Raw genomic sequence first — 24,196 nt, 5'->3', positions numbered from 1 at the left:
GTGTCCTCGGGAGTGCCCCGGCGAGCGGCGAGGAGAGCAGGAAAGGTAAGAAGGCGGGCGGGGTGGCGGCGACCGCGCAGGCCGGAAGGTAAGCAGTTCATCAGGTCTTCACCCCGCCGGTTGGGCGGCTTGACACAGGGGAATGTTGGCGTGTGCATGCTCTGTCCGCACCGCCACCGTCGCCTTCCCCCCACCGGAGGTCTGAAGTGTCCGGCAGAACCGTGTACCGCCGCAGTCGTGCCGTCGTGGCGTCCGCCCTCGCCTTCACCGCAGCCGCGGTGGGCCTGTGGACCGGCCTCGGCGGCTCCACCACCGCGCACGCCGCGGCCGGGGTGCCGACCCCGGACCACGTGGTCGTCGTGGTCTTCGAGAACCACGCGTACAGCCAGGTGATCGGCTCCTCCAGCGCCCCTTACATCAACTCGCTCAGGACCGGCGGCGCCAACCTCACCTCGTCGTACGCCGAGACGCACCCGAGTCAGCCCAACTACTACGCCCTCTTCTCCGGCTCCACCCAGGGCGTCACCGACGACAGCTGTGTCACCCCCGGCTTCTCCTCCGCCGCGAACCTCGCCTCCGAGGTGATCGCGGCGGGCAGGACCTGGGCCAGCTACAACGAGACGCTGCCCAGCCAGGGCTCCACGACGTGCAGCAGCGGCAACTACGCGCAGAAGCACAACCCGTGGTTCGGCTTCAGCAACGTACCGACGTCGTCCGCGAAGACCTTCACCCAGTTCCCGACGGACTACACGACGCTTCCGCAGGTCTCCTTCGTGGTCCCCAACCTGTGCAGCGACATGCACGACTGCTCGGTGTCGACCGGTGACACCTGGCTGAAGAACAAGCTGGGCGCGTACGCGACCTGGGCCAAGACCCACAACAGCCTCCTCGTCGTCACCTTCGACGAGGACAACCGGCTCAGCGGCAACAAGATCCCGACCGTGTTCTACGGCCAGCAGGTGACCGCGGGATCCACCAGCTCGACCACCTACAACCACTACGACCTGCTGCGCACCCTGGAGGACTCGCAGGGCCTGTCGACACACGCGGGCAACGCCGCCTCCGGCAAGGACATCACCGGCATCTGGACGTCCTGAGATGTACGTGGCGGACAGCCGCGCCTCCACGAGTGCGGCGTCCGCGGAAGGCGCCGTCCGGCTTCGTGCCGGACGGCGCCGTGCCGCGGTCGCGCCCACCGTGCTGGCGCTCGGTGCGGTCAGTCTCATCACCGACGTCTCCTCGGAGATGGTCACGGCGGTACTGCCTCTGTACCTGGTGACGGGCCTCGGCCTGTCCCCGCTGGGCTTCGGCCTCCTGGACGGCATCTACAACGGCTTCTCGGCACTCGTCCGGCTGATCGGGGGCCACCTGGCCGACCGCGGCGGGGGCCGCCACAAGTGGGTGGCGGGCTTCGGCTACGCCCTCTCGGCGGCCTGCAAACCCCTGCTGCTCCTGGCCCACACGCTCACCCCGATCGGCCTGGTCCTGGCCGCCGACCGCACCGGCAAGGGCCTGCGCACGGCCCCGCGCGACGCGCTGATCTCACTGTCGAGCACGCCGGAGACACGGGGCCGGGCGTTCGGCGTGCACCGGGCGATGGACACGGCGGGCGCGCTGTTCGGTCCCCTCGTGGCCTTCCTGATCCTGCGGGCCACGGTCGACGGGTACGACGCGGTGTTCACGGTGAGCTTCTGCGTGGCGGTGGTGGGCGTACTGGTCCTGGTGCTGTTCGTGCCGAACGGTGTGCGTGCGACAGCGACCTGGGCAGGAACGGAGGCGGCACCGGCGGGAGCCCCCGGGGAGACCGCACCTCGCCCCACGCTCCGCGCGGCCCTCGCCCTCCTCGCCCGCCCCGACCTGCGCCGCGTCACCCTCTGCGCGCTCCTCCTGGGCCTCGCGACGGTCAGCGACTCCTTCGTCTACCTGCTCCTCCAGCGCCGCCTGGGCGTAACGGACCGCTGGTTCGCGCTGCTGCCTCTCGGCACGGCGGCGGCGTTCCTGCTCCTGGCCGTCCCGCTCGGCCGCCTCGCGGACCGGGTCGGCCGCTGGCGGGTGTTCCTGGCCGGCCACGGCGCCCTGCTCCTCGCGTACGCCCTCCTGCTCACCTCCTGGCACGGAACGGCACTGCCCTACGCCGTCCTGCTCCTGCACGGCTGCTTCTACGCCGCCACCGACGGCGTACTGATGGCGGTGGCCTCGGAGAGCGTGCCCGAGGAACTGCGCTCGTCCGGTCTCGCCCTCGTCCAGACGGGCCAGGCCCTGGCCCGTTTCGTCTGCTCGCTCGGCTTCGGCGCGGCGTGGACGGCTTGGGGCGACCGTACGGCGCTCACGGCGTCGACGGTGGCGCTGGCGCTCTGCGCCCTGTTCGCGCTCACGCTCCGCCGTCCCACCCCCTCCGCTCCTTCAGAAGGCCTCGCATGACCCTCCGTACCCGCATCCTGGTCCTGATCTCGGCGCTGATCGTCCTGGCGGGCGTGGCCACGGCCTCCGTCCTGCACGCCTCGGCCCGCGCGGACCGCAAGAACCAGGCCCAGCCCGGCGGCCCGAGGATCGCCGCGGGCACGGTCGCGCTCACCACCGGGTCCGGGAGCCGCATGATCTTCCGGAACATGGCCTGGGGTCCGCACCGCGACGAACTGACGACGGTCCCGGCATCGAACCCCTCGGGGCCCCGAACGGCGTCGAAGGTCAAATGCCTCCGCTTCTACGCGGCCGCGGGCACCGGCGTCTGCCTCCAGTCGGTGCACGGCCCGGTCCAGGACACCTACCGGGCCGTCATCCTCGACGCGCGCCTGCGCGAGACGGCCCGCTACGACGTCCCCGGCATCCCGTCCCGCGCCCGCGTCTCCCCCAGCGGCCGGTACGCCGCGTGGACGGCCTTCGTCGGCGGCGACTCGTACGCGGGTACGAACTTCTCCACACGCGCGGCGATCGTGGACACGAGAACAGGGAAACTGACCCCCTCCTTGGAGGCGTTCCGCGTCGTCAAGGACGGCAGGACGTACCACGCGGCGGACGTCAACTTCTGGGGCGTCACGTTCGCGGCCGACGACCGCACGTTCTACGCGACGCTGGCGACGAAGGGCAGGGCGTACCTCGTCCGAGGAGACCTCCGGACCCGCACCCTCACGACCCTCCACACCAACGTCGAATGCCCGTCCCTCTCCCCCGACGGCACGCGCGTCGCCTACAAGAAGCGCGTGCCGGGCCTGTCGAAGGACGCCCCCTGGCACCTGTACGTCCTCGACCTGCGCACGATGCGCGAAACCCCGCTGGCCGAGCCCCGCAGCGTCGACGACCAGGTGGTCTGGCGCGACGACCGCACGATCGTCTACGCCCTCCCCGGCGACTACGGAGCCGACCTCTACACCGTCCCGTCCGACGGCACGGGAAAGCCGCGGCGCATCAGCACCGCGGCGGTGTCTCCCGCGTACGTGAACTAGACGACGGCGTACGCGAACCAGGTGACGGCGTACGCGAACCAGACAAAGGCCTACGTGAAGCAGGCGAAGGCGCCCTGGGTGGTGAAGGCCAGCTCGGCGAAGCGTTCGCCGATACGGCGATGGGTGGCGGCGTCCGGGTGGAGCTGGTCGGGCAGCGGCAACTCGGCGAAGTCGGCCTCACCGTAGAGGTCCAGGCCGTCCAGGTAGTGCAGGTTCGGGTCCTCGGCCGCCCGCTGCTCCACGATCCGGGCCAGCTCGTCGCGGATGACACGCAACGTCAGTTTCCCGCTCGCGCGCTCCGCCGGATCCCCCGCGGCCAGGAACCGCAGTCGCCCGGCACCGAGATCGGAGAAGTCCGGGGCGCTGGGCCCTGGCGTGTCCTCATGGATGGGACAGAGAAGAGGCGAGACGACCAACAGCGGCGTGGTGGGATGCCCCTCACGGACGGTGTCGAGAAAGCCGTGCACCGCCGGGCCGAAGGCACGCAACCGCATCGCATCGGCGTTGACCAGATTGATCCCGATCTTGACGCTGATCAGGTCGGCGGCGGTGTCCCTCATGGCCCGCGCGGTGAACGGATCGAGCAGAGCGCTCCCGCTCAGCCCCAGGTTGATCAGTTCCACACCGGCGAGGGAGGCGGCGAGCGCGGGCCAGGTGGAGGTGGGCCCGGCGGCGTCGGAACCGTGACTGATCGAGCTGCCGTGATGCAGCCACACCTTGCGTCCCCGGTCCGGCACGGGCTCGACGGGGGCGTCGGTGCGCAGGGCGACCAGTTCGGTGGTCTCGTTGTGCGGCAGCCAGATCTCGACGTCCTTGACGCCGTCGGACAGACCGTCGAAACGGAGGGTACCGACCGATCCCGGCCGGGTCGAGGCCGCTCCGGTGGCCATGTCGATGGTCATCGCGTTGCCGCCGATCACGCTCGCCTGCCCCGCCGGCCGGCCGTCGACGACCAACTCGTACACCCCGTCCGGACGGGGCGGCGCACCCACGTAGGCGAGCTTGGTGGGCAACGTGTCCAGCTCGACGGCGGTGGCTCGGGTACGGAAGACCAGCCGTACGCCGGAGGGCTGGGTCTCGGCCATGGCGAGCTGTCCGTCGGGGATCTGTCTGCGGGCCCGGGCGGGCAGCCGGTGCGGGAGGACACCGTGTTCGGTGGGCTCCAGGTCGAGGGCGCCGCGCAGGAGGTCGGCGGTGACGGTCGTGGTGATCCAGTCGTGGTCGGTGGTCATGGCTTCGGTGTCTCCATCAGGACTCTCGGGTGCCGGAATCGACCGGAGGGACGATCCCGGCGGGACGATCAGGGGCGGATGCGGGCGCGGTTGCTGTTGCTGTCGCGCTCGCGGGCCAGTTCCGCAGCAGCGCGTCGAGGGCGTCCAGCATCCGCACCCAGGTCTCCTGCGTATCGGGGGCGCTGTGGCTGAACCCTCCCCCCATCTCCAGGCTGACGTAGCCGTGGAAGAAGCTGCCCAGCAGCCGAACGGCGTGCGTCTGGTCCGGCTCCGTCAGCTCGTAACCACGCAGGATCGCCCGCGTCATCTGCGCGTGCCGCCCACCGGCGCTGGCTGCGGCCGCTTCCGGGTCGAGCCTGAACTGGGCGGCGGCGTAGCGGCCGGGATGCTCCCTGGCGTAGTCGCGGTAGACGTTCGCGAGAGCGGCCAGGGCGTCCTTGCCGGCCCGCCCGGCCAGCGCGGCGGCGCCCCGGTCGGCGAGTTCCTCCAGGGCGAGCAGGGCGATCCGGGTCTTGAGGTCCTGGGAGTTCTTCACGTGCGAGTACAGGCTCGCGACCTTCACGTCGAAGCGTCTGGCGAGCTCCGAGACGGTCACCTGTTCGAAGCCGACCTCGTCGGCCAGCTCGGCCCCCGCGAGGACCAGACGCTCCGTGGTCAACCCGACGCGCACCATAACCTTCCTCCCATTCACCATCAGCAACCATGCATTTGCCTAACACCTTTAGGCAATTTACCATGACTCTCATGAAACCGCTGACCGAACAAGAGATCCGCGCCGCGTTCGTGAACTGCACCAAGGGCGAGGCGAAGCGCCTGTCCGTCCCGCGCGATCTGACCGACCGCCCCTGGGACGACCTGGACTACCTCGGCTGGCGAGACGCCCAGTCCCCCGAACGCACCTACCTCGTCCTCGAACTGAACGGCCACCCCAAGGCCCTGGTCCTGCGCAGCCCCAGCCCCACCTCCTGGCAGACCCGGCGCAGCATGTGCTCGATGTGCCTGACCACCCACACGGGCGGTGTCTCCCTGATGGTCGCCCCGAAGGCGGGCAAGGCCGGCCAGCAGGGCAACTCGGTCGGCGCCTACATATGCAGCGACCTCTCCTGCTCCCTGTACGTACGAGGCAAGAAGGACGCGGGCGCCGGCGCCCGCCTCCACGAGTCACTCACGCTGGAGGAAAAGATCCAACGAACGGTGACGAACCTGGCGGCGTTCATCACGAAGGTGACGGCTTGACGCCGTACGACCCCTGTCGCACTCCAGCGAGGAGGCCCATGAGGACGAGGAGGCCCATGAGGAGGAGATCGTCACTGGTCACCGGATCTATTCTGTTTTGGTGATCAACCAGCCGCTTGAGGGCACTGTCGTCCGCCTCGTCCGTCTGTCTCCCGACCACGCCGAGGCTCTCTTCCCGTCGGCGTCCGACCCCGAGGTCTGGCGGTGGATGCCCCGGGCACGACCCGAGACCGTGGCCCAACTGCGCGAGTGGCTCGGCGAGATGACCGCCGACCCGACACGGCGCTGCTTCACGGTGCAGCGCCGTGACGACGGCACGGTGATCGGTTCAACCAGCATGTACGACCTCGACCTGGCCGAGAGCCGCACCGAGATCGGCGCGACCTGGTTCGACCGTTCCTGCTGGGGCGGCCCCTACAACGTCGAGTCCAAACTGCTGCTGTTCACGCACGCCTTCGAGGACCTGCGCCTGGCTCGGCTGGCCCTGCGCACCGACAACCTCAACGTGCGCTCCCAGCGGGCCCTGGCCCGCCTCGGCCTGGTACACGAAGGCACCCTGCGCAGCCATATGCGCCGCCCGGACGGCACTCGCCGCGACTCCCTGTACTACAGCCTGCTCGCCGACGAATGGCCCACCGTCCGCGATGCCCTGCGCGCCCGCGTCACCGCCAAGTCCGCGGCCTGAGCCGACCCTCACCGACGGCGGCGCGCGACGCGCGGCGCGCGGCGCGCGGCGCGCGGGCGAAGAACGTCCGGACCTGGCCTGGCGGAACGCTGACCTGCGTGTTCTCCGAGTTCTCGCTCAGCTCCCCTGGTCCCCGTGGGGTCAGGGGCGGTAGTGGTCGGTCATGGTGGGCGAAGAGCCGTGCACTGAGGCGGCGTTGTAGGAGACCCTGTCGTTGTGCGCCTGCAGCCGCCGTGCTTGCTCGATCAGGCGACCGTCGACGTTCTCCGTGTTGCCGTTTCTTCGGCGCAGGAGCACGCAGAGCAGGACCAGTACCGCTGCCACCAACAGACCGAACAGCACGCCGAGCTCGATCACAGACAGTCCCCCGAGTGAGTGTGTGATGCTCCACGATAACGAGCAGCCTGAAAGGTGCCCAGGTGGCTTCCGGGCACCCCCAAATCCGTCCAGTGCCCCCAGGAACCCGTCATCCGACCGCCCCAGCCACGATGTGCCCCTTCTCTGCCTTGCGGTGCCGTTCATCAAGTTGGTGGCCACGTCCACCTCGACACCGGTCCCGGTGGCGTCGGTGACGTTCAAGTCCTGGTCGCTGCCCTAGGCGCTCACGATGACGAGCATGCCCGGCCGTCAACCGGGACTGGCCCGGTATGGAGGATGTCTTGACCGCCGGAAGCGGCTACGGGACGCACCCTGAGGCAATCGCTGAGGTCCTGGCCGCGATCGGCGATTCCGCGGTCGTGCTCTCGTACGAGGAGGACCGTGCATGTGCTGGAGTCAGCTTGAGCCGCTTCGGTGCGGTGGGATCGACTCGGCTGGACTGGGATGGCGTTGAAGTTCTTGAGCGATCCACCGCTTTCGATGGTGCGGAGCTGCGCAGACTGGTGCACGACTACGGGGACAAACGTGAGCTCGCAGTCGTGTTCTGGAGCAATCTCGCAGCACCCTCGGTCGCCCTGGATGCCAACATGGTGGCAATCCACGCCGAGACGCTGTTGGACTGCTCTCCGGAAAGCTGGATCCACCTCGCTGACAGTGGGGTGCTGATCGAGTTCCAGGACGGTGACGGATTCACCGTCGGCCGGGTGCCGGACCGACCGGTATCGCCCGTTCCTGGCTGAGACCTGCGAGCAGGCGGTGGCCCGGGGAGGAGTGGCAGCTTCTGCTGAAGACCCACCCTGATCGGTTCACCGAACTGGAAGCTCACCTCGTGGCACACCATCCGTGGAAGAACCCGGAGGTCTTCGCGGTGGCCGCCGTGGCCGGGGCCGAGGCTTACCTGGGCTGGGTGGCCGCGACCACATCGCCGCTTCCTGCCGCCGAGTAGAACTCGGGCCCTCGCCACCGCGGCTCCGTCCGGTAACGGCCGCACATGATCTGATACGGCGCCGTGAACGCCGTAGAGCCGACGGTCAGTGACCGTCGGCCCTACGTGTCGTTCTGGCGGGATGCCCGCTTCGACCTGCGTCTACAGCACCGGCAGGTTCTTGCGGAGCTCGAAGGCGGTGACCTCGGAGCGGTACTCCTCCCACTCCGACTTCTTGTTGCGCAGGAAGAAGTCGAAGACGTGTTCGCCGAGGGTCTCGGCGACCAGTTCGCTGCGCTGCATGAGAGTGAGGGCCTCGCCGAGGTTCTGGGGCAGGGGCTCGATGCCCATCGCGCGGCGCTCGGCGTCGGAGAGGGCCCAGACGTCGTCGTCGGCGCCGGGCGGGAGCTCGTAGCCCTCTTCGATGCCCTTCAGGCCTGCGGCCAGGAGCAGGGCGTAGGCCAGGTACGGGTTCGCGCCCGAGTCGATGGATCGGACCTCGACGCGTGCGGAGCCGGTCTTGCCGGGCTTGTACATCGGGACGCGGACGAGGGCGGAGCGGTTGTTGTGGCCCCAGCAGATGTACGAGGGGGCCTCGCCGCCGGCGCCCGCGGTGCGCTCCGAGCCGCCCCAGATGCGCTTGTAGGAGTTGACCCACTGGTTGGTGACGGCGGAGATCTCCGCAGCGTGCTTCAGCAGGCCCGCGATGAAGGAGCGGCCGACCTTCGAGAGCTGGTACTCCGAACCCGACTCGTAGAACGCGTTGCGGTCGCCCTCGAAGAGGGAGAGGTGTGTGTGCATGCCGGAGCCGGGGTGCTCGGAGAAGGGCTTGGGCATGAACGTCGCCTGGACGCCCTGCTCCAGCGCGACCTGCTTCATGACCAGGCGGAACGTCATGATGTTGTCGGCCGTGGAGAGCGCGTCGGCGTAGCGCAGGTCGATCTCCTGCTGGCCGGGGGCGCCCTCGTGGTGGGAGAACTCGACCGAGATGCCCATCGACTCCAGCATGGTGATCGCCTGGCGGCGGAAGTCCATGCCGACGTTCTGCGGGGTGTGGTCGAAGTAGCCGGAGTTGTCGGCCGGGGTGGGGCGCGAGCCGTCCAGCGGGCGGTCCTTCAGCAGGAAGAACTCGATCTCCGGGTGGGTGTAGAAGGTGAAGCCCAGGTCGGAGGTCTTCGCGAGGGCGCGCTTGAGGACGTAGCGCGGGTCCGCGAAGGACGGGGAGCCGTCCGGCATCAGGATGTCGCAGAACATGCGGGCCGTGCCGGGGGCCTCCGCACGCCACGGCAGCACCTGGAACGTCGACGGGTCCGGCTTGGCGATCATGTCCGACTCGTACACACGGGCGAAGCCCTCGATGGCCGAGCCGTCGAAGCCGATGCCCTCGTCGAAGGCCTGCTCCAGCTCGGCCGGAGCCACGGCCACCGACTTGAGGAAGCCCAGCACGTCCGTGAACCACAGCCGAACGAACCGGATGTCCCGCTCCTCCAGTGTCCGGAGCACGAACTCCTGCTGCTTGTCCATCTTCCGCTTCCACCCATCCTTGCTGGTCAGGTCGCCTGCTCCCACGCCTCGGGGACGGTCGGGGCACCTGAGCATCCCACCACAACACCATTTCATGCGCGTTGCGGACCATGATCGCCCGGGCGACCGCGGTCTGAACGCCTCGCGTACGGCAGGTGTCCTGCTCTGGTGCCCATACTGCCTGCTCATCCGCCTGTCTGTAATGGCCGACCCCCAGACTCTCTCCCCGAGAGCTTTAATTTGCATCTTAGATGCAAGTTTTATTACTGTGCGGGGCAGACACGGGGACCGCAATCCCCGTTCCGACCCAGGCATTTGAGGAGTCCCCATGCTGTCCGAGCAGTCCGCCGCCACGGTGCGCGGCACCCTCCCCGCCGTCGGCGCGGCCATCGGCGAGATCGCCGACCGCTTCTACGACAGGCTCTTCGCCGCCCACCCGGAACTGCTCCGCGACCTCTTCAACCGCGGCAACCAGGCCTCCGGCACCCAGCGCCGGGCCCTCGCGGGATCCATCGCCGCCTTCGCCACTCACCTCATCGAGCGGCCTGACGAGCGCCCCGACGTGCTGCTGAACCGCATCGCGCACAAACACGCCTCCCTGGGGATCGCCCCCGAGCAGTACGCGACCGTGCGCGTGCACCTCTTCGCGGCGATCGCCGAGGTCCTCGGCGACGCGGTCACACCCGAGGTCGCGGCCGCCTGGGACGAGGTCTACTGGCTGATGGCGAACGCCCTCATCGCCATCGAGCGGCGGCTGTACGCGCAGCACGGAGACGGGAGGGGTGGGTGGCGGGTCTGGGAGGTCGTGGAGCGCTTCGAGGAAACCGCCGACGTCGCCACCTTCCGACTGCGCCCGGCCGACGGGGGGCCGCTGCCGGACTTCCGGGCGGGCCAGTACGTGTCCGTACGCGTCGAGCTGCCTGACGGCGCCCACCAGATACGCCAGTACAGCCTCTCCAGCGCCCCCGGCTCCCCCGTACGACAGATCGGCGTCAAACGGGTGCACGGTGAGGCCTCGGGCCCCGACGGCGAGGTGTCCAACCACCTCCACACGCGTGTGCACGTCGGCAGCACGATCGAGCTCTCCGCGCCGTACGGCGATCTGGTGCTCGACGACACGGACGCGCCGGTGCTGCTCGCCTCCGCCGGCATCGGCGTCACCCCGATGATCGCCATGCTGGAACAGCTCGCGCTCACCGGACACCGCGCCCCGGTCACGGTCGTCCACGCCGACCGCTCCCCCGCCGACCACGCCCTGCGCGCCGACCACGAGGCGTACGCGGCGAAGCTCGCGGACGCCGCCGTCCACTTCTGGTACGAGCAGGACGCCGAGGGCGCGGGCCGCCCCGGGCGCGCGGACCTCTCCTCCGTGGCCGTCGCGTCGGGCACGCGCGCGTACCTGTGCGGGCCGCTGCCCTTCATGCGGGCGGTGCGGGGGCAGCTCATCGACAAGGGGGTGGCTCCGGCCGACATTCACTACGAGGTGTTCGGGCCCGACCTGTGGCTCGCGCAGGGCTGAGGCGGTTGACGGATGACGGATGACGGATACCTGACGGCAGACGGCAGATAGGAGGCGGCGGACTTCAGGTAGCAGATATCAGACGTCAGATGTCAGATAGCAGATGACGGATGACAGATGACAGATTTCATCAGATGTCAGCCGTCATCCGATGTCAGAGCCGAGGTCGGCCTGCCGGAGATCCCCAGCAACAGCGGCCCCGTAGGCGCGGCGACCACGTCCGCCACCGTCAGTGGGTCCAGCGAGGCGAAGAACGCCTCCTGAGCCCGCCGCAGCGCACCCCGCAGTCGGCAGCCGGTGTGGAGCGGGCAGGGCGCGGCCCCCTCGCAGTCGACCACGTCACCGTCGCCCTCGAAGGTGCGGACGATCGCGCCGACCGAAGCCGTACGCCCCGCTTCGGTGAGGCCGAGGCCGCCGCCGCGGCCACGGCGGGCCGCGAGCAGTCCGAGGTGCTGGAGCTCGGCGACGACCTTCGCGGCATGGGTATAGGGGACGTCCATGTCCGCGGCGACCTCGCGGGTGGTGGGAGTCGACCCGTCGGCGACGGCGAGCCGCATCAGGACGCGCAGGGCCAGGTCGGTGGAGCGCAGCAGCCTCATGCCGCCAGCGTAGTTAATACGCATCTACCGCTCAAATTATCCATGCGGAGCAACCGAACAGGGCCGCGTCCCACCTTTGCGGAGCTGGGCCACAGGGTGTCTCCTTTGGACATTCTGTGCCCTCCCTTCGTACTGAGCACCCTCGCCCCATTACGATCAGCGGACCCGACCGTCCCATCCCCATAAGGACTCGCCATGGGTTCCGCCAAGAACACCACCTCCGCGCAGCGCAAGGCGCGCATAGAAGAGATGCGCAAGGCCGAGCGTTCCCGGGAGCGTCGTAACCGGATCCTCACGATCACGGCCAGCACGGTCGTAGTCGCCGGTCTCATCGTCGGCGGTGTCGTCCTGGTCAAGTCGCAGTCCGACGACAGCAGCACCTCGGCGAGCGACTCGAAGGGCGGCTCGGGGCACTTCGTCACGGGCAAGGACGGCGTGGAGACCTGGTCGGGGACGCTGTCCCGCAACCACGTCACCAAGACCGTGACGTACCCGATGGAGCCCCCGGTCGGCGGCAACCACAACCCGGTGTGGATGAACTGCAACGGCGACGTCTACAGCAAGGCGATCAACAGCATGAACGCCGTGCACTCGCTGGAGCACGGCGCGGTGTGGGTGACGTACAACAGCAAGGCCTCCGACGCCGACGTGAAGGCGCTCGAAGCGAAGGTCAAGAAGACGCCTTACACCCTGATGAGCCCCCTCGAGGACCAGAAGGACCCGATCATGCTGAGCGCATGGGGCAAGCAGCGCACGGTGACGAGCGCGAGCGACCCGAACGTCGACAAGTTCTTCTCGGAGTTCGTACAGGGCAAGCAGACGCCCGAGCCGGGCGCCGCCTGCACCAACGGTCTGTCGCAGTGAGCCAGATGCGCCAGGTGGGCTGGATCGCGGGGACCACGGCGGCGGTGCTGGTGGCCGCCGGGGCGATAACGTACGCGGTAGCCGAGAGCGACGGCTCGGGGTCCTCGGGGACGAAGGTGCCGTCGGCCGACTCGGCGGACGCGGGATTCGCGCGGGACATGGCGGTCCATCACCAGCAGGCCGTCGAGATGTCGTACATCGTGCGTGACCGTACGGACAACGTGGAGGTACGGCGGCTCGCGTACGACATCGCGCAGACGCAGGCCAATCAGCGCGGCATGCTGCTGGGCTGGCTCGACCTGTGGGAGCTGCCGAAGGTGTCGGCGGACGCGCCCATGACGTGGATGGGCATGGGCGACATGGCGTCCGGCAAGGACGGCGCGCTGATGCCCGGCATGGCGACCAACACCGAGATGAAGAAGCTGAACACGCTGAGCGGCAAGCAGGCGGAGGTCTTCTACCTGCAGTTGATGACCGACCATCACAAGGGCGGCATCCACATGGCCGAGGGCTGCGTCGCGAAGTGCACGGTCGGCGTGGAGAAGAAGCTCGCCCAGGGCATGGTCGACGCGCAGCAGTCGGAGATCCAGCTGATGGCGGACATGCTCAAGGAACGAGGCGCGAAGGCCCGCGACTAGGGCCTGGATGAACGGGCGGTAACGGTCCCCGCGGGGCGATCCCGAGAGCCCTCGCGGTGGTCGCGGTGGTCGCGGTGTCGAGGTCGAGGAAGACCCGCAGGGCGACCACCTCCCGCCGGCGCCGCGGCAGTCCACGGAGCACGGCCGGCGGCGCCGGGTCGAGGCCGCCCGACCCGGCATCCGCCGGGTCGTCCCGATCGTCGCGGTCGCGTCGGCGCCGACGCCACCCCGGGATACGGGTGTTGAGCGCCGGTGTTGAGCGCCGTCCGCACGATCGACGCGCGCGGGGCGGGACGCAGCCGCACCCGGGGCCAGGCGACGAAGACCCTGGCAAAGACCTTGCCGAAGACTTCGTCGAAGACCTTGGCGCAGACCTTGGCGAAGAGTCCTTGGCGCAGACCTTGGCGAAGAGTCCTTGGCGAAGGCCCGGGCGGACGCCCCTGCCGTGCCGGTGGAACTCTTCGAACTCCAGCTGCTTCAAAGCCCCCGCGCGCCCCGGGCCGCGAAGCGCTTACCGTCGCCGGAACGAACCACGAACCCGCCGATGTCGCAATACGCTTACAGAAGCTGGGAACCCCTTTACAAGAAAACGAGGGATATCCCTACATCCAGGGTGAGGGTGACGGCATACCGTCCCAAATACCCTTCAATCGCGGCCACTTGGTGTTTCCTTGGCCTTCTCATTCCCCTGGCATGAACGGTTCATCGCCAGAGTGACCCCCAGCGTGATCCATTCCGTATGCCCTCCGTTCCGGCACACGGATTCGCACATCACGAACGACCACACATGCGACGAACCGCATCGCAGGGGGTTTTATGAGATCCAATCGCGCCACCATGCGCGCCGGGGTGAGCATGGCAGCGACACTGCCGCTGCTCGCCGGCGCGCTGGCGCTCGGTATACCCACGGCCAACGCCGCGGACGGTCCCAGCCGGGACACCCTCACGGGCACCAAGCCCGCGTGGGCCACGGCGAAGGCGGACAAGGGGGCCTCGTCCGACAACTCCCAGGTCTCCGCCCGGGTCTACTTCGCCGGCCGGAACGCCTCCGGTCTGGCCGCGTACGCCAAGGCCGTGTCCGACCCGAACTCGGCCTCGTACGGCAAGTACCTCAGCGCCAAGCAGACGCAGGCCCGTTTCGGTGCCACCAAGGCGCAGGTCGCCGCGGTGACCTCGTGGCTGAAGTCGGCGGGCCTGAAGGTCACCGGCACCACGCAGCACTACGTCTCCGTCACCGGTGACGTGGCCGCCGCCGAGAAGGCGTTCGGCACCCAGCTCCACAACTACGCCAAGGGCAACAAGACCTACCGGGCGCCGTCGAAGACGGCCTCCGCGCCGGCCGCCCTCAACGGCGCCGTCCTGACCGTCACCGGCCTGGACAACGCCCCGCACAAGGCGACGCACGACGACACGCTGCCTCCCCCGGACGCGGTGTTCAAGAACTCCGGGCCGTTCTCCTCGTACTTCGGCTCGAACATCGCGAGCACCCTGCCGGACGCGTACGGCACGAAGATCCCGTACGCGATCCAGGGCTACAGCGGCAAGCAGCTGCGCGCCGCCTACGGTGCGGGCAAGCGCACCGGCAAGGGTGTGCGGGTCGCCATCACCGACGCGTACGCCTCGCCGACCATCGCGTTCGACGCGGCCACGTACGCCAAGAACCACGGTGACGCGGCGTACAGCAGCAGCCAGCTGCGTCAGGTGCTGCCCGGCACCTACACGCAGACCGAGGCGTGCGGGGCGGCCGGCTGGTACGGCGAGGAGACCCTCGACGTCGAGGCCGTGCACGCCGTCGCGCCGGACGCGAACATCACGTACGTGGGTGCCGCGTCCTGCCTCGACAACGATCTGCTCGACTCGTTGAACAAGATCGTCGACAACCACCTGGCCGACATCGTCTCCAACTCGTGGGGCGACATCGAGGCCAACCAGACGCCGGACCTCGCGGCCGCCTACGACCAGACCTTCCAGTTCGGCGCGGTCGAGGGCATCGGCTTCTACTTCTCCTCCGGTGACAACGGTGACGAGGTCGCCAACACCGGCACGAAGCAGGTCGACACCCCGGCCAACTCGGCTTGGGTGACGGCGGTCGGCGGTACGTCGCTGGCGGTCGGCAAGGGTGACAAGTACCAGTTCGAGACCGGCTGGGGCACCGAGAAGGCCGCCCTCGCGGCCGACGGCAAGAGCTGGACCGGCTTCCCGGGCGCGTTCACCTCGGGCGCGGGCGGCGGCACCAGCAAGACCGTGGCGCAGCCCTTCTACCAGAAGGGTGTCGTGCCCGGCGCGCTCGCCAAGGCCAACGGCACGACGGCCATGCGCACCGTGCCGGACATCGCGGCGGTCGCCGACCCCAACACCGGTTTCAAGGTCGGCCAGACGCAGACCTTCCCGGACGGGTCCCAGCAGTACAGCGAGTACCGGATCGGCGGCACCTCGCTCGCCGCGCCGGTGATCGCGGCCGTCCAGGCCCTGGCCCAGGAGGCGCGCGGCGGCAAGGCGATCGGTTTCGCCAACCCGTCGATCTACGCGAAGTACGGCTCCAAGGCGTACCACGACGTGACGGACACCCCCACGGGCTCCGAACTCGCCGTGGCGCGCGTGGACTTCGCCAACTCCTTCGACGCGTCGGGCGGTCTGCTCACCTCCGTCCGCAGCCTCGGCAAGGACAGCTCCCTGAAGGCCGTGCGCGGCTACGACGACGTCACCGGTGTGGGCACGCCCACCTCGGGTTACGTCGAGTCGTTCCGCTCCGACCACGGTCACTGACGGTCCTCCGTCACATCTCCGCTGCGCCCGCCCCTCGTCGAGGGGCGGGCGTCCGCGTTTCCGGGCTTTCCGGGCGCATGGCCGACGATGCCGGATACCCCGCGGGGGTAAGCCGCCCGGGCATGACGACGAGGAGCCTGGAGCGATGGGGACGGCTGACGCTGTTCAGCGCGCCGGCGCGCCGGAGGCCGGGCGTCTCCACGTGGGGCGCCCCACACCCCATTGTGTCGCTCTGACGATTACACTGGGCCCGTGCCTCAACTACGCCTCGCCCTGAATCAGATCGACTCGACCGTCGGCGATCTCGCCACCAACGCCGAGGCGATCGTCCGTTGGACCCGGCACTCCGCCGAGCAGGGAGCGCATCTGGTGGCGTTCCCCGAGATGGTGCTGACCGGGTATCCCGTCGAGGACCTGGCCCTGCGGTCGTCCTTCGTCGAGGCCTCCCGCGCGGCGCTGCGCGCGCTGGCCGCCCGGCTGGCCGACGAGGGCTTCGGGGAGCTGCCGGTGATCGTCGGCTACCTCGACCGGTCCGAGACCGCCCAGCCGAAGTACGGGCAGCCGGCCGGCGCCCCGCAGAACGCCGCCGCCGTGCTGTACGGGGGCCGGGTGGCGCTGACCTTCGCCAAGCACCACCTCCCGAACTACGGCGTGTTCGACGAGTTCCGCTACTTCGTGCCCGGCGACACCATGCCGGTCGTGCGGGTGCACGGGGTCGACGTGGCCCTCGCCATCTGCGAGGACCTCTGGCAGGACGGCGGACGCGTGCCCGCGGCCCGGTCCGCCGGGGCCGGGCTGCTGCTGTCCATCAACGCCTCGCCGTACGAGCGCGACAAGGACGACACCCGCCTCGAACTGGTGCGCAAGCGGGCCCAGGAGGCCGGCTGCACCACCGCCTACCTCGCCATGATCGGCGGACAGGACGAGCTGGTCTTCGACGGCGACTCCATCGTGGTCGACCGGGACGGAGAGGTCGTCGCGCGGGCGCCGCAGTTCGCGGAGGGGTGTGTCGTACTGGACCTGGAGCTGCCGGCGGGCGCCGCCGAGCCGGTGACGGGTGTGGTGGACGACGGGCTGCGCATCGAGCGGCTGGTGCTGTCGCAGGAGCCGCTGCCCTCGTACGAGGCGGAGCTCGCCGGCGGGTACGCGGAGCGGCTCGACGCCGACGAGGAGGTCTACTCGGCACTGGTCGTCGGACTGCGGGCGTATGTCGCGAAGAACGGGTTCCGGTCCGTGCTGATCGGACTGTCCGGCGGCATCGACTCGGCGCTGGTCGCGGCGATCGCGTGCGACGCGCTGGGAGCGCAGAACGTGTACGGGGTCTCGATGCCGTCGAAGTACTCCTCGGACCACTCCAAGGGGGACGCGGCGGAGCTGGCGCGGCGGACGGGGCTGAACTTCCGGACGGTACCGATCGAGCCGATGTTCGACGCGTATATGTCGTCGCTGGGGCTGACCGGACTGGCCGAGGAGAACCTCCAGTCGCGCCTGCGGGGCACCATGCTGATGGCCATCTCCAACCAGGAGGGGCACATCGTGCTGGCGCCGGGGAACAAGTCCGAGCTGGCGGTGGGGTATTCGACGCTGTACGGCGACTCCGTGGGCGCGTACGGGCCCATCAAGGACGTGTACAAGACGTCGATCTTCCGGCTGGCGGAGTGGCGGAACCGGTCGGCGGCCGAGCGGGGGCAGACCCCGCCGATCCCCGAGAACTCGATCACCAAGCCGCCGAGCGCGGAGCTCCGTCCCGACCAGGTCGACACGGACTCCCTCCCCGACTATCCCGTGCTGGACGCGATCCTCGAGCGGTATGTGGACCGGGACGAGGGGGCGGACGGGATCGTCGCGGCGGGTTTCGATCGGGAGCTGGTGGTGAAGACTCTGCGGATGGTGGACACGGCGGAGTACAAGCGCCGGCAGTATCCGCCGGGCACGAAGATCTCCGCCAAGGGGTTCGGGAAGGACCGGCGGCTTCCGATCACCAATCGGTGGCGCGAGCACGCGTGACGCCGTGGGGGCGGGGGGTCTTTCGCCCCCGCCGCCCCTACCCGTCCCATCCCGGGCCTGGGGCTCCGCCCCCAGGCCCCCGGGGTGAGTTCCTTGTCTGCGGGCCGGTGGGGGCTGGGCGCGCAGTTCCCCGCGCCCCTAAAAGCCTGCGCTCGTCCGGCGTTTACGGGCGAGGCAGATCAGTGATTCGCGTGTTCCGGGTGCGGGGGCACGTGGGTCGCGACCAGGCGGCCCGGCGTGGGGGCGGGGGCCTCGGCGCGGCGGCGGTCCACGGCGTACGCCGTCGCGGCGACCGCGAGGCCGAGGACGGCGAGCAGAGCCCCCGCCAGCGCGGGCGACGTCGTACCGAAGCCCGCGGCCAGCGCGATGCCGCCGATCCACGCACCGCCGGCGTTCGCGAGGTTGAACGCGGCCTGGTTGGCGGAGGACGCCAGGGACGGCGCCGCGGAGGCCTTCTCCATGACCATCAGCTGGAGGGGCGAGCCGGTGATGAAGGCGGCGGTACCGAGGAGGGTGACCGCGACGGCCGCACTCCACTGGGCGCTCATCAGGACGGGGAAGAGGGCGAGGACCGTGACCAGCGAGACGAGTCCGCCGAAGAGGGTGCCGCGCAGGGAGTGGTCCGCGAGGCGGCCGCCCACGAGGTTGCCGACCGTCGCTCCGACGCCGAACAGCGCGAGCAGCAGCGTGACGCTGGAGTCGGCGTACCCGGCGGAGTCCGTGAGCATCGGCGTGATGTAGCTGTACGCGGAGAAGAGGGCGCCGAAGCCCGCGACCGTCGTACCGAGCGCCAGCCACACGGGGAGCGAACGCAGGGCGGCCAGCTCGCCGCGCAGGCCGCCCGTGGGGGCGTGCGTGTGGTCACGCGGGATGAGGAACGCGAGCGAGGCTATCGCCGCGAGGCCGATCGCGCTCACTCCGAGGAAGGTGGCGCGCCAGCCGAAGTGCTGGCCGATGAAGGTGGCGACGGGGACGCCCGCGATGTTCGCGACGGTCAGGCCGAGGAACATCAGCGAGACGGAGCGCGCCTTGCGCTCGGGGGCGACGAGGTTGGTGGCGACGACGGCGCCGACGCCGAAGAAGGCGCCGTGCGGCAGACCGCTGACGAAGCGGGCGGCGAGCAGCCAGTGGTAGTCGGGGGCAAAGGCGGAGAGCGCGTTGCCGGCCACGAAGAGCCCCATCAGGGCGATGAGGACCTTGCGGCGGGACATCCGGGCGGTGGCCGCGGCGAGCAGCGGGGCGCCGATCACCACGCCGAGGGCGTAGGCCGAGACGAGGTGTCCGGCGCTGGGGATGGATATGTGGAGGTCGTCCGCGACGTCGGGCAGCAGGCCCATCATCACGAACTCGGTGGTACCGATGCCGAAGGCGCCCACGGCTAGGGCGAGCAGGGCCAGTGGCATGAGGGGCCTTTCAGAGGAGCGGAGTGCACAAAGGAGAAGAGGACGGGCGGGGACGAGCCCGGGTCCGTGCACACCGGTGTCCCAGTGGCCTGGGTGCCTGCGCGCACGGACGTGCCCGTGCACACCGGTGTGCACGGGCTCCGTAAGTTCAGCTATGGAACAAAGTCTCGCAGGCCCAGTATTCCAGGAGATTAAGATCCGGTTGCCGCGAGCTTGACGCGGGCGGCGACCGGGAGGTGGTCGCTCCCGGTCTCGGGCAGGGTCCACGAGGTCACCGGCTCGATGCCCTTGACCATGATCTGGTCGATCCGGGCCATCGGGAACGACGCGGGCCAGCTGAACCCGAAGCCGCTGCCCGCCGCGCCCTGGGTGGAGCGCATCTGCGAGGTGACGGCGTTCAGCGCGCGGTCGTTCATCGTGCCGTTGAGGTCACCGAGCAGGATGACCTTCTGCAGCGACTCGGCGGCGATCGCCTCGCCGAGCGCGTCGGCGCTCCGGTCACGCTGGCGGGCGGTGAACCCGGCCTGCAGCTTCACCCGGACCGAGGGCAGATGGGCGACGTACACCGCGACCTGGCCGTTCGGGGTCGTCACCGTGGCGCGCATCGCGCGCGTCCAGCCGAGCTTGATGTCGACGGGCTCGGTTGCGGTCATCGGGTACTTGCTCCACAGCCCGACGGTGCCCTCCACGGAGTGGTACTTGTACGTCGGCGCGAGCGCCTTCTCGTACGTGGGGACCGCCGTGGCCTTCAGCTCCTCCAGGGCCACCACGTCGGCGCCGGAAGCGGCCACGTCACGGGCGGTACCGGAAGGGTCCGGGTTCTCCGCGTTGACGTTGTGCGTGGCGACGGTCAGGTCGCCGCCCGCGCCGGTCCGGTCGGTGAGCAGTCCGCCGAACAGGTTCAGCCAGACGATCGCGGGCAGCAGGACGGCGATCAGCGCGGTCGCGGACTTCCGCACGAGGCCGAGGACCAGCAGGACGGGGATGAGGATGCCGAGCCACGGCAGGAACGTCTCCGTGAGACTGCCGAGGTTGCCGATCCTGTTGGGGATCTGCGCGTGCAGCAGCATCACCAGGGCGAGGATCAGGGCGAGCGCGGCCAGGATCAGTCCGCGGCGCCAGATGCCGCGGTCGCCGCGCCAGGAGCCCAGCGAGCGCCGGAGCTTGTCCAGCAGGCGCCGAAGCCGGGGACCTCGACGCTCGGGCCCCGAGCCGTCGCTGCCCGTCTCCGTCACGTACGCCTGCGCCATACCGTCGCCTCACAACCTGCCGTGCACACCGTCAGCCCCTCGGCTACGACCCTAGGGGATGATCGGCATCGTTCTCGCCGTCCCGGGACGGCCGTACGGGCACGAGGACGAACAACTCGGTGTTCGGAGTTCCGAATACGGGGCGGAGCGCGGCCTCTGTGACGAAACGCGCACATTCGGCGCATCGGCCGAGAGGATGAACGAGAGGATGAACTAGGGCCTGGCGGGACGCAGTCCCGCGAGTACCGTGTCGACGATCTGTTCGGCCAGGTCCTCGGGGAGTTCGGCGTCCGGGCGCATGACGGCGCGTACCAGCATGGGGCCGACGAAGAGGTCGTTCATGACCTCGATGTCCACGTCGTCGCGGAGTTCGCCGTCCCGCTGTCCGCGGCGCAGGACCTCGAAGGTGGTCAGGCGCCGCGGTTCGATGACGATCGCCTGGTACGCGTCCCAGATCTTGGGGCTGGACTTGATCTGGGCGTAGACGTTGTGCAGGAGCGCCGAGGAGCGGCTGGCCAGGCCCCGCTGGCGCAGCGGCTCCAGAAGGGCTATCAGGTCGTCGCGCATCGAGGTGCCGGGGAGTTCGGCATCCGGAGGCTCGGTGGCGCGCATGACGTCGACGAAGAGTTCCTCCTTGCCACTCCAACGGCGGTAGATGGTCGCCTTGCCGACGCCCGCGGTCCTGGCCAGGCGTTCGATGGAGATATCCGCGAGGGGGACGCCGTCCTCCAGGAGTTTTATCGCGCCCTCGATGATGGAGCGCTCCACGGCCTCGCTGCGGGGCCGCCCCCGGGGGGACCCCTCTTGCCTGGCTCGGCTGTCCGCGAGGCTCACGTGTCGCTCCTTTCATCGGTGGTGCTGGCGCAATTCTCCCTGCCGCGCCCCGTCAGTGCTCGGCGGCCACCAACTCCGTCTCTTTCTCGCCCTGTTGTGGGGTCGAACCGCGGCCCGGCAGGAACATGGCCACGATCACGGCGCCGACCAGCGCGATGCCCGCACCGCACAGGGCGGTGACGTGCATGGCGTGCAGGAAGGCGTCGTTGGCCGGGGTGATGAGGGCGTCGCCCCGGGGGCCGAGCTTGGCGGCGACGCCGAGGGTGGCCTCGATGGACTCGCCCGCGGTGTGCCGCAGGCCGGCCGGCAGGAGGGTGAGCTTGTCCTCGATGCCGTTGCGGTAGGCCGAGGACAGGACCGAGCCGAGGACCGCGATGCCGAGGGCGCCGCCGACCTGACGGAAGACGTTGCTCAGAGCGGAGGCGGAGCCCGCCTTCTCGCGCGGCAGGGCCTGCATGATGACGACGCTGGTCGGGGTCATGATGTGCGCCATGCCGGTGCCCATGAGGAAGAAGATGACCTCCAGGAGCCAGATCGGCGTGTCCGCGTCCAGGGTCGCGAAGGCGCCGAGCATCGCTCCGAGCAGCAGCAGGCCCGCCGTGCACGTGGCCCGGTTGCCGAAGCGGTCGACGACGAGGCGGGCGCGCGGTGCGAAGAAGAGCTGGGCCGCGGCGAGCGGCAGCAGCAGCACACCGGTCTTCAACGGCGAGTAGCCCCGCACGCTCTGGGTGTAGAAGACGGAGAAGAAGGTCACGCCCATCATCGCGAAGAAGACGAGCGCGATGGCGGCGATGGCGGCCGAGAAGACCTTGTTCTTGAAGTAGGAGATGTCGATGGACGGATGGTCGCTGCGCTTCTCGTAGATGACGAAGCAGGCGATGGCGGCGATTCCGCCGCCGATGGTCGCGAGGACCGCCGCATCGGTGAAGGAGGCGAGCTGGCCGCCCTTGATGATGCCGTAGACGAGCAGGACGAGCCCTATGACGGACAGGACGACACCGACGATGTCGATGCGGCCGGGGTTCGGGTCGCGGGAGTCCGGGACCAGCCAGAACATCAGGCCGAGCGCGAGCAGCACGATCGGCACGTTGATCAGGAAGACCGAGCCCCACCAGAAGTGGGCGAGGAGCGCGCCGCCGGTGATCGGGCCGATGGCGATGGCGATGCCGACGCCGCCGGCCCAGATGCCGATGGCCTTGGGCTGCTCCTCGCGCTCGAAGACGTTCATGAGGACGGCGAGGGTGGCGGGCATCACGAAGGCGGCGCCGAAGCCCATCAGCGCGCGGAAGACGATGAGCTGGACGGGCGAGCCGGCCTCCGCGGCCAGCGCGGACCCGGTGCCGAAGACGGCGAGTCCGGCGAGCAGGACCTTCTTGCGGCCCAGCCGGTCGCCGAGGAGGCCCGCGGTGAAGAGCAGCCCCGCAAAGACGAGCGTGTAGGCGTTGATGGCCCACTCCAGCTCGCTCTGGGTGGCGCCGAGCCCGGTGGGCGCCGGCGTCGAGATCGTCTTGATCGCGACGTTGAGGATGGAGTTGTCCAGCACCACTATCAACAGGCTGAGCATGAGCACGCCAAGAATAGCCCAGCGGCGCCGGTGCACCGCTTCGGGCACGCGCCGTTCGACGTGGGCTGCGGGAGTTGTCATGGGGCCGAGCCTAGCGATTTTCGATACGGGACCGTCTCGTATCGTAAATCCTTTACAGAGACCTTACGAAGAGATGGGCCTACGGTCCACCGAGACGCACGTCGCTCGACCCGGTCTGGCCCCCGGTGGCACGAGGTGCCACCATGTAGGGGATCCGGGGACGCCGTCAGGGCGCCTCGAGATGACAGAAGGAGCCGTTGCGATGACGCAGCTTTCGGCTGCCCCGAAGCAGCCCGCAGAGGGCGCGCGGGCGACCACCGACAGCAGCAAGGCGCTGTACGGAGGCAAGAGCACCCGCCGCATCACGGTCCGCGACATCACCACAGCCAAAGAGCGCGGCGAGAAGTGGCCGATGCTCACCGCCTACGACGCGATGACCGCGTCCGTCTTCGACGAGGCCGGCATCCCGGTCATGCTCGTCGGCGACTCGGCGGGCAACTGCCACCTGGGGTACGAGACGACCGTCCCCGTCACCCTCGACGAGATGACGATGCTGTCCGCCGCGGTCGTACGCGGCACCAGCCGCGCCCTGATCGTCGGCGACCTGCCCTTCGGGTCGTACCAGGAGGGCCCCGTCCAGGCCCTGCGCTCCGCCACCCGCCTGGTCAAGGAGGCCGGGGTCGGCGCGGTGAAGCTGGAGGGCGGCGAGCGCTCGCACCGCCAGATCGAGCTGCTCGTGGAGTCCGGCATTCCCGTGATGGCGCACATCGGCCTGACCCCGCAGTCCGTGAACTCCATGGGCTACCGAGTCCAGGGCCGCGGCGAGGAGGCCGCCCAGCAGCTGCTGCGTGACGCCAAGGCCGTCCAGGACGCGGGCGCGTTCGCGGTCGTCCTGGAGCTGGTCCCGGCGGAGCTCGCCGCCGAGGTCACGCGCACCCTGCACATCCCGACCGTCGGCATCGGCGCGGGTCCGGAGACCGACGCGCAGGTCCTGGTGTGGACCGACATGCTCGGCCTCACCGGCGGCAGGGTGCCGAAGTTCGTGAAGAAGTACGCCGATCTGCGCGAGGTCATGGGCAACGCGGCGCGCGCGTTCGCGGACGACGTCGTCGGCGGAACGTTCCCTCTTGAGGAGCACTCCGTCCACTGAGGACCCGGACCCGGGGCTCATGAACACCTGAGTCCCTCTGAACCACTGCGGCACCAAGACAGCCCGCCGATTTCCCCCGTCGGCGGGCTGTCGCCGTGCGCGAAGCGCACGCACCACGGTGATACGCGCGAACGTCTGTCGGCGATATATCGGTGATC

General features: G+C 69.5%; 22 protein-coding genes. 13 read left to right on the top strand and 9 right to left on the bottom strand.

Going from position 1 to position 24,196, the window contains the following annotated elements; all coding sequences use genetic code 11:
* The first annotated feature begins 206 nt into the window (after positions 1 to 206).
* Genes ACFVWD_RS15630 through ACFVWD_RS15620 form a run of 3 tightly spaced genes read left to right on the top strand, consistent with a single transcriptional unit; the run spans position 207 to position 3,443 of the window.
* A complete protein-coding gene (locus tag ACFVWD_RS15630; protein WP_389596480.1) occupies positions 207 to 1,097 on the top strand; it encodes an alkaline phosphatase family protein in 891 nt (296 codons plus the stop codon).
* Between the two features lies 1 nt (position 1,098).
* Positions 1,099 to 2,421, top strand: a complete 1,323-nt coding sequence (locus ACFVWD_RS15625) for an MFS transporter (protein WP_389596479.1) — start codon at positions 1,099 to 1,101, stop codon at positions 2,419 to 2,421.
* Complete coding sequence (locus tag ACFVWD_RS15620) at positions 2,418 to 3,443, top strand: TolB family protein (RefSeq protein WP_389596478.1); 1,026 nt, start codon at positions 2,418 to 2,420, stop codon at positions 3,441 to 3,443. Before ACFVWD_RS15625 ends, ACFVWD_RS15620 begins: the two co-directional genes overlap by 4 nt.
* Before the next feature lie 50 nt (positions 3,444 to 3,493).
* On the opposite strand, the gene ACFVWD_RS15615 is transcribed toward ACFVWD_RS15620, so the two are convergent.
* Together ACFVWD_RS15615 and ACFVWD_RS15610 are read right to left on the bottom strand one after the other, a co-directional pair.
* Positions 3,494 to 4,675: a GDSL-type esterase/lipase family protein gene (locus ACFVWD_RS15615; protein WP_389596476.1), complete on the bottom strand. Its 1,182-nt coding sequence runs from the start codon at positions 4,673 to 4,675 to the stop codon at positions 3,494 to 3,496.
* Between the two features lie 16 nt (positions 4,676 to 4,691).
* A complete protein-coding gene (locus ACFVWD_RS15610) occupies positions 4,692 to 5,348 on the bottom strand; it encodes a TetR/AcrR family transcriptional regulator (RefSeq protein ID WP_389596474.1) in 657 nt (218 codons plus the stop codon).
* A gap of 71 nt (positions 5,349 to 5,419) precedes the next feature.
* Here ACFVWD_RS15610 and ACFVWD_RS15605 point away from each other — a divergent pair, with 71 nt between their 5' ends.
* Both ACFVWD_RS15605 and ACFVWD_RS15600 read left to right on the top strand, forming a co-directional pair.
* Positions 5,420 to 5,911, top strand: a complete 492-nt coding sequence (locus ACFVWD_RS15605) for an FBP domain-containing protein (protein ID WP_389596473.1) — start codon at positions 5,420 to 5,422, stop codon at positions 5,909 to 5,911.
* Between the two features lie 100 nt (positions 5,912 to 6,011).
* Complete coding sequence (locus ACFVWD_RS15600; protein WP_389596471.1) at positions 6,012 to 6,596, top strand: GNAT family N-acetyltransferase; 585 nt, start codon at positions 6,012 to 6,014, stop codon at positions 6,594 to 6,596.
* Positions 6,597 to 6,737: 141 nt separating this feature from the next.
* Here ACFVWD_RS15600 and ACFVWD_RS15595 read toward each other — a convergent pair whose 3' ends face one another.
* On the bottom strand, positions 6,738 to 6,953 hold the full coding sequence (locus ACFVWD_RS15595) for a hypothetical protein (protein ID WP_389596470.1): 216 nt from the start codon (positions 6,951 to 6,953) through the stop codon (positions 6,738 to 6,740).
* Positions 6,954 to 7,255: 302 nt separating this feature from the next.
* Here ACFVWD_RS15595 and ACFVWD_RS15590 point away from each other — a divergent pair, with 302 nt between their 5' ends.
* Together ACFVWD_RS15590 and cutA are read left to right on the top strand one after the other, a co-directional pair.
* Positions 7,256 to 7,714, top strand: a complete 459-nt coding sequence (locus ACFVWD_RS15590; protein WP_389596468.1) for a hypothetical protein — start codon at positions 7,256 to 7,258, stop codon at positions 7,712 to 7,714.
* Positions 7,663 to 7,920, top strand: a complete 258-nt coding sequence (gene cutA, locus ACFVWD_RS15585) for a divalent cation tolerance protein CutA (protein WP_389596518.1) — start codon at positions 7,663 to 7,665, stop codon at positions 7,918 to 7,920. Before ACFVWD_RS15590 ends, cutA begins: the two co-directional genes overlap by 52 nt.
* Positions 7,921 to 8,061: 141 nt before the next feature.
* Here the strand turns inward: cutA and glnA are convergent, their stop codons facing one another.
* Entirely contained in the window at positions 8,062 to 9,423 is a 1,362-nt protein-coding gene (gene glnA / locus ACFVWD_RS15580) for a type I glutamate--ammonia ligase (protein ID WP_054230834.1), read from the bottom strand.
* Positions 9,424 to 9,751: 328 nt separating this feature from the next.
* On the opposite strand from glnA, the gene ACFVWD_RS15575 reads away from it, so the two are divergent.
* A complete protein-coding gene (locus ACFVWD_RS15575; RefSeq protein ID WP_389596466.1) occupies positions 9,752 to 10,942 on the top strand; it encodes a globin domain-containing protein in 1,191 nt (396 codons plus the stop codon).
* Between the two features lie 137 nt (positions 10,943 to 11,079).
* On the opposite strand, the gene ACFVWD_RS15570 is transcribed toward ACFVWD_RS15575, so the two are convergent.
* Complete coding sequence (locus ACFVWD_RS15570) at positions 11,080 to 11,541, bottom strand: Rrf2 family transcriptional regulator (RefSeq protein ID WP_389596464.1); 462 nt, start codon at positions 11,539 to 11,541, stop codon at positions 11,080 to 11,082.
* Positions 11,542 to 11,736: 195 nt separating this feature from the next.
* Here ACFVWD_RS15570 and ACFVWD_RS15565 point away from each other — a divergent pair, with 195 nt between their 5' ends.
* From ACFVWD_RS15565 to ACFVWD_RS15550, 4 genes are all read left to right on the top strand, one after another.
* Positions 11,737 to 12,405 (top strand): DUF3105 domain-containing protein, encoded by a 669-nt coding sequence (locus ACFVWD_RS15565; protein ID WP_389596462.1) that lies wholly within the window; start codon positions 11,737 to 11,739, stop codon positions 12,403 to 12,405.
* Positions 12,406 to 12,410: 5 nt separating this feature from the next.
* Positions 12,411 to 13,043, top strand: coding sequence for a DUF305 domain-containing protein (locus ACFVWD_RS15560; protein WP_212728426.1), 633 nt, complete (start codon positions 12,411 to 12,413; stop codon positions 13,041 to 13,043).
* Positions 13,044 to 13,859: 816 nt separating this feature from the next.
* Positions 13,860 to 15,809 carry a protease pro-enzyme activation domain-containing protein gene (locus ACFVWD_RS15555; protein ID WP_389596460.1) on the top strand — a complete coding sequence of 650 codons (1,950 nt, stop codon included), beginning with the start codon at positions 13,860 to 13,862 and terminating at the stop codon, positions 15,807 to 15,809.
* A 252-nt stretch (positions 15,810 to 16,061) separates the two neighbouring features.
* The gene (locus ACFVWD_RS15550; RefSeq protein WP_389596458.1) at positions 16,062 to 17,816 is read left to right on the top strand and encodes an NAD+ synthase; all 1,755 of its coding nucleotides are present in this window, start codon (positions 16,062 to 16,064) and stop codon (positions 17,814 to 17,816) included.
* A gap of 179 nt (positions 17,817 to 17,995) precedes the next feature.
* Here ACFVWD_RS15550 and ACFVWD_RS15545 read toward each other — a convergent pair whose 3' ends face one another.
* The 4 genes from ACFVWD_RS15545 to ACFVWD_RS15530 form a co-directional block, all read right to left on the bottom strand.
* Positions 17,996 to 19,219, bottom strand: coding sequence for an MFS transporter (locus ACFVWD_RS15545; protein ID WP_389596456.1), 1,224 nt, complete (start codon positions 19,217 to 19,219; stop codon positions 17,996 to 17,998).
* Positions 19,220 to 19,410: 191 nt separating this feature from the next.
* Positions 19,411 to 20,469 (bottom strand): endonuclease/exonuclease/phosphatase family protein, encoded by a 1,059-nt coding sequence (locus ACFVWD_RS15540; protein WP_389596454.1) that lies wholly within the window; start codon positions 20,467 to 20,469, stop codon positions 19,411 to 19,413.
* A 213-nt stretch (positions 20,470 to 20,682) separates the two neighbouring features.
* Positions 20,683 to 21,303, bottom strand: a complete 621-nt coding sequence (locus ACFVWD_RS15535) for a TetR/AcrR family transcriptional regulator (protein ID WP_168490806.1) — start codon at positions 21,301 to 21,303, stop codon at positions 20,683 to 20,685.
* A gap of 52 nt (positions 21,304 to 21,355) precedes the next feature.
* A complete protein-coding gene (locus tag ACFVWD_RS15530; RefSeq protein ID WP_389596452.1) occupies positions 21,356 to 22,948 on the bottom strand; it encodes a DHA2 family efflux MFS transporter permease subunit in 1,593 nt (530 codons plus the stop codon).
* Between the two features lie 202 nt (positions 22,949 to 23,150).
* On the opposite strand from ACFVWD_RS15530, the gene panB reads away from it, so the two are divergent.
* Complete coding sequence (panB, locus tag ACFVWD_RS15525; RefSeq protein WP_388116796.1) at positions 23,151 to 24,038, top strand: 3-methyl-2-oxobutanoate hydroxymethyltransferase; 888 nt, start codon at positions 23,151 to 23,153, stop codon at positions 24,036 to 24,038.
* Positions 24,039 to 24,196 lie beyond the last annotated feature (158 nt).

Source organism: Streptomyces sp. NPDC058086 (genome assembly GCF_042885015.1).
Taxonomy (GTDB): Bacteria; Actinomycetota; Actinomycetes; order Streptomycetales; family Streptomycetaceae; genus Streptomyces.
Note: the sequence above shows the minus strand (reverse complement) of the source record. Positions and strands in the feature narration are given on the sequence as shown.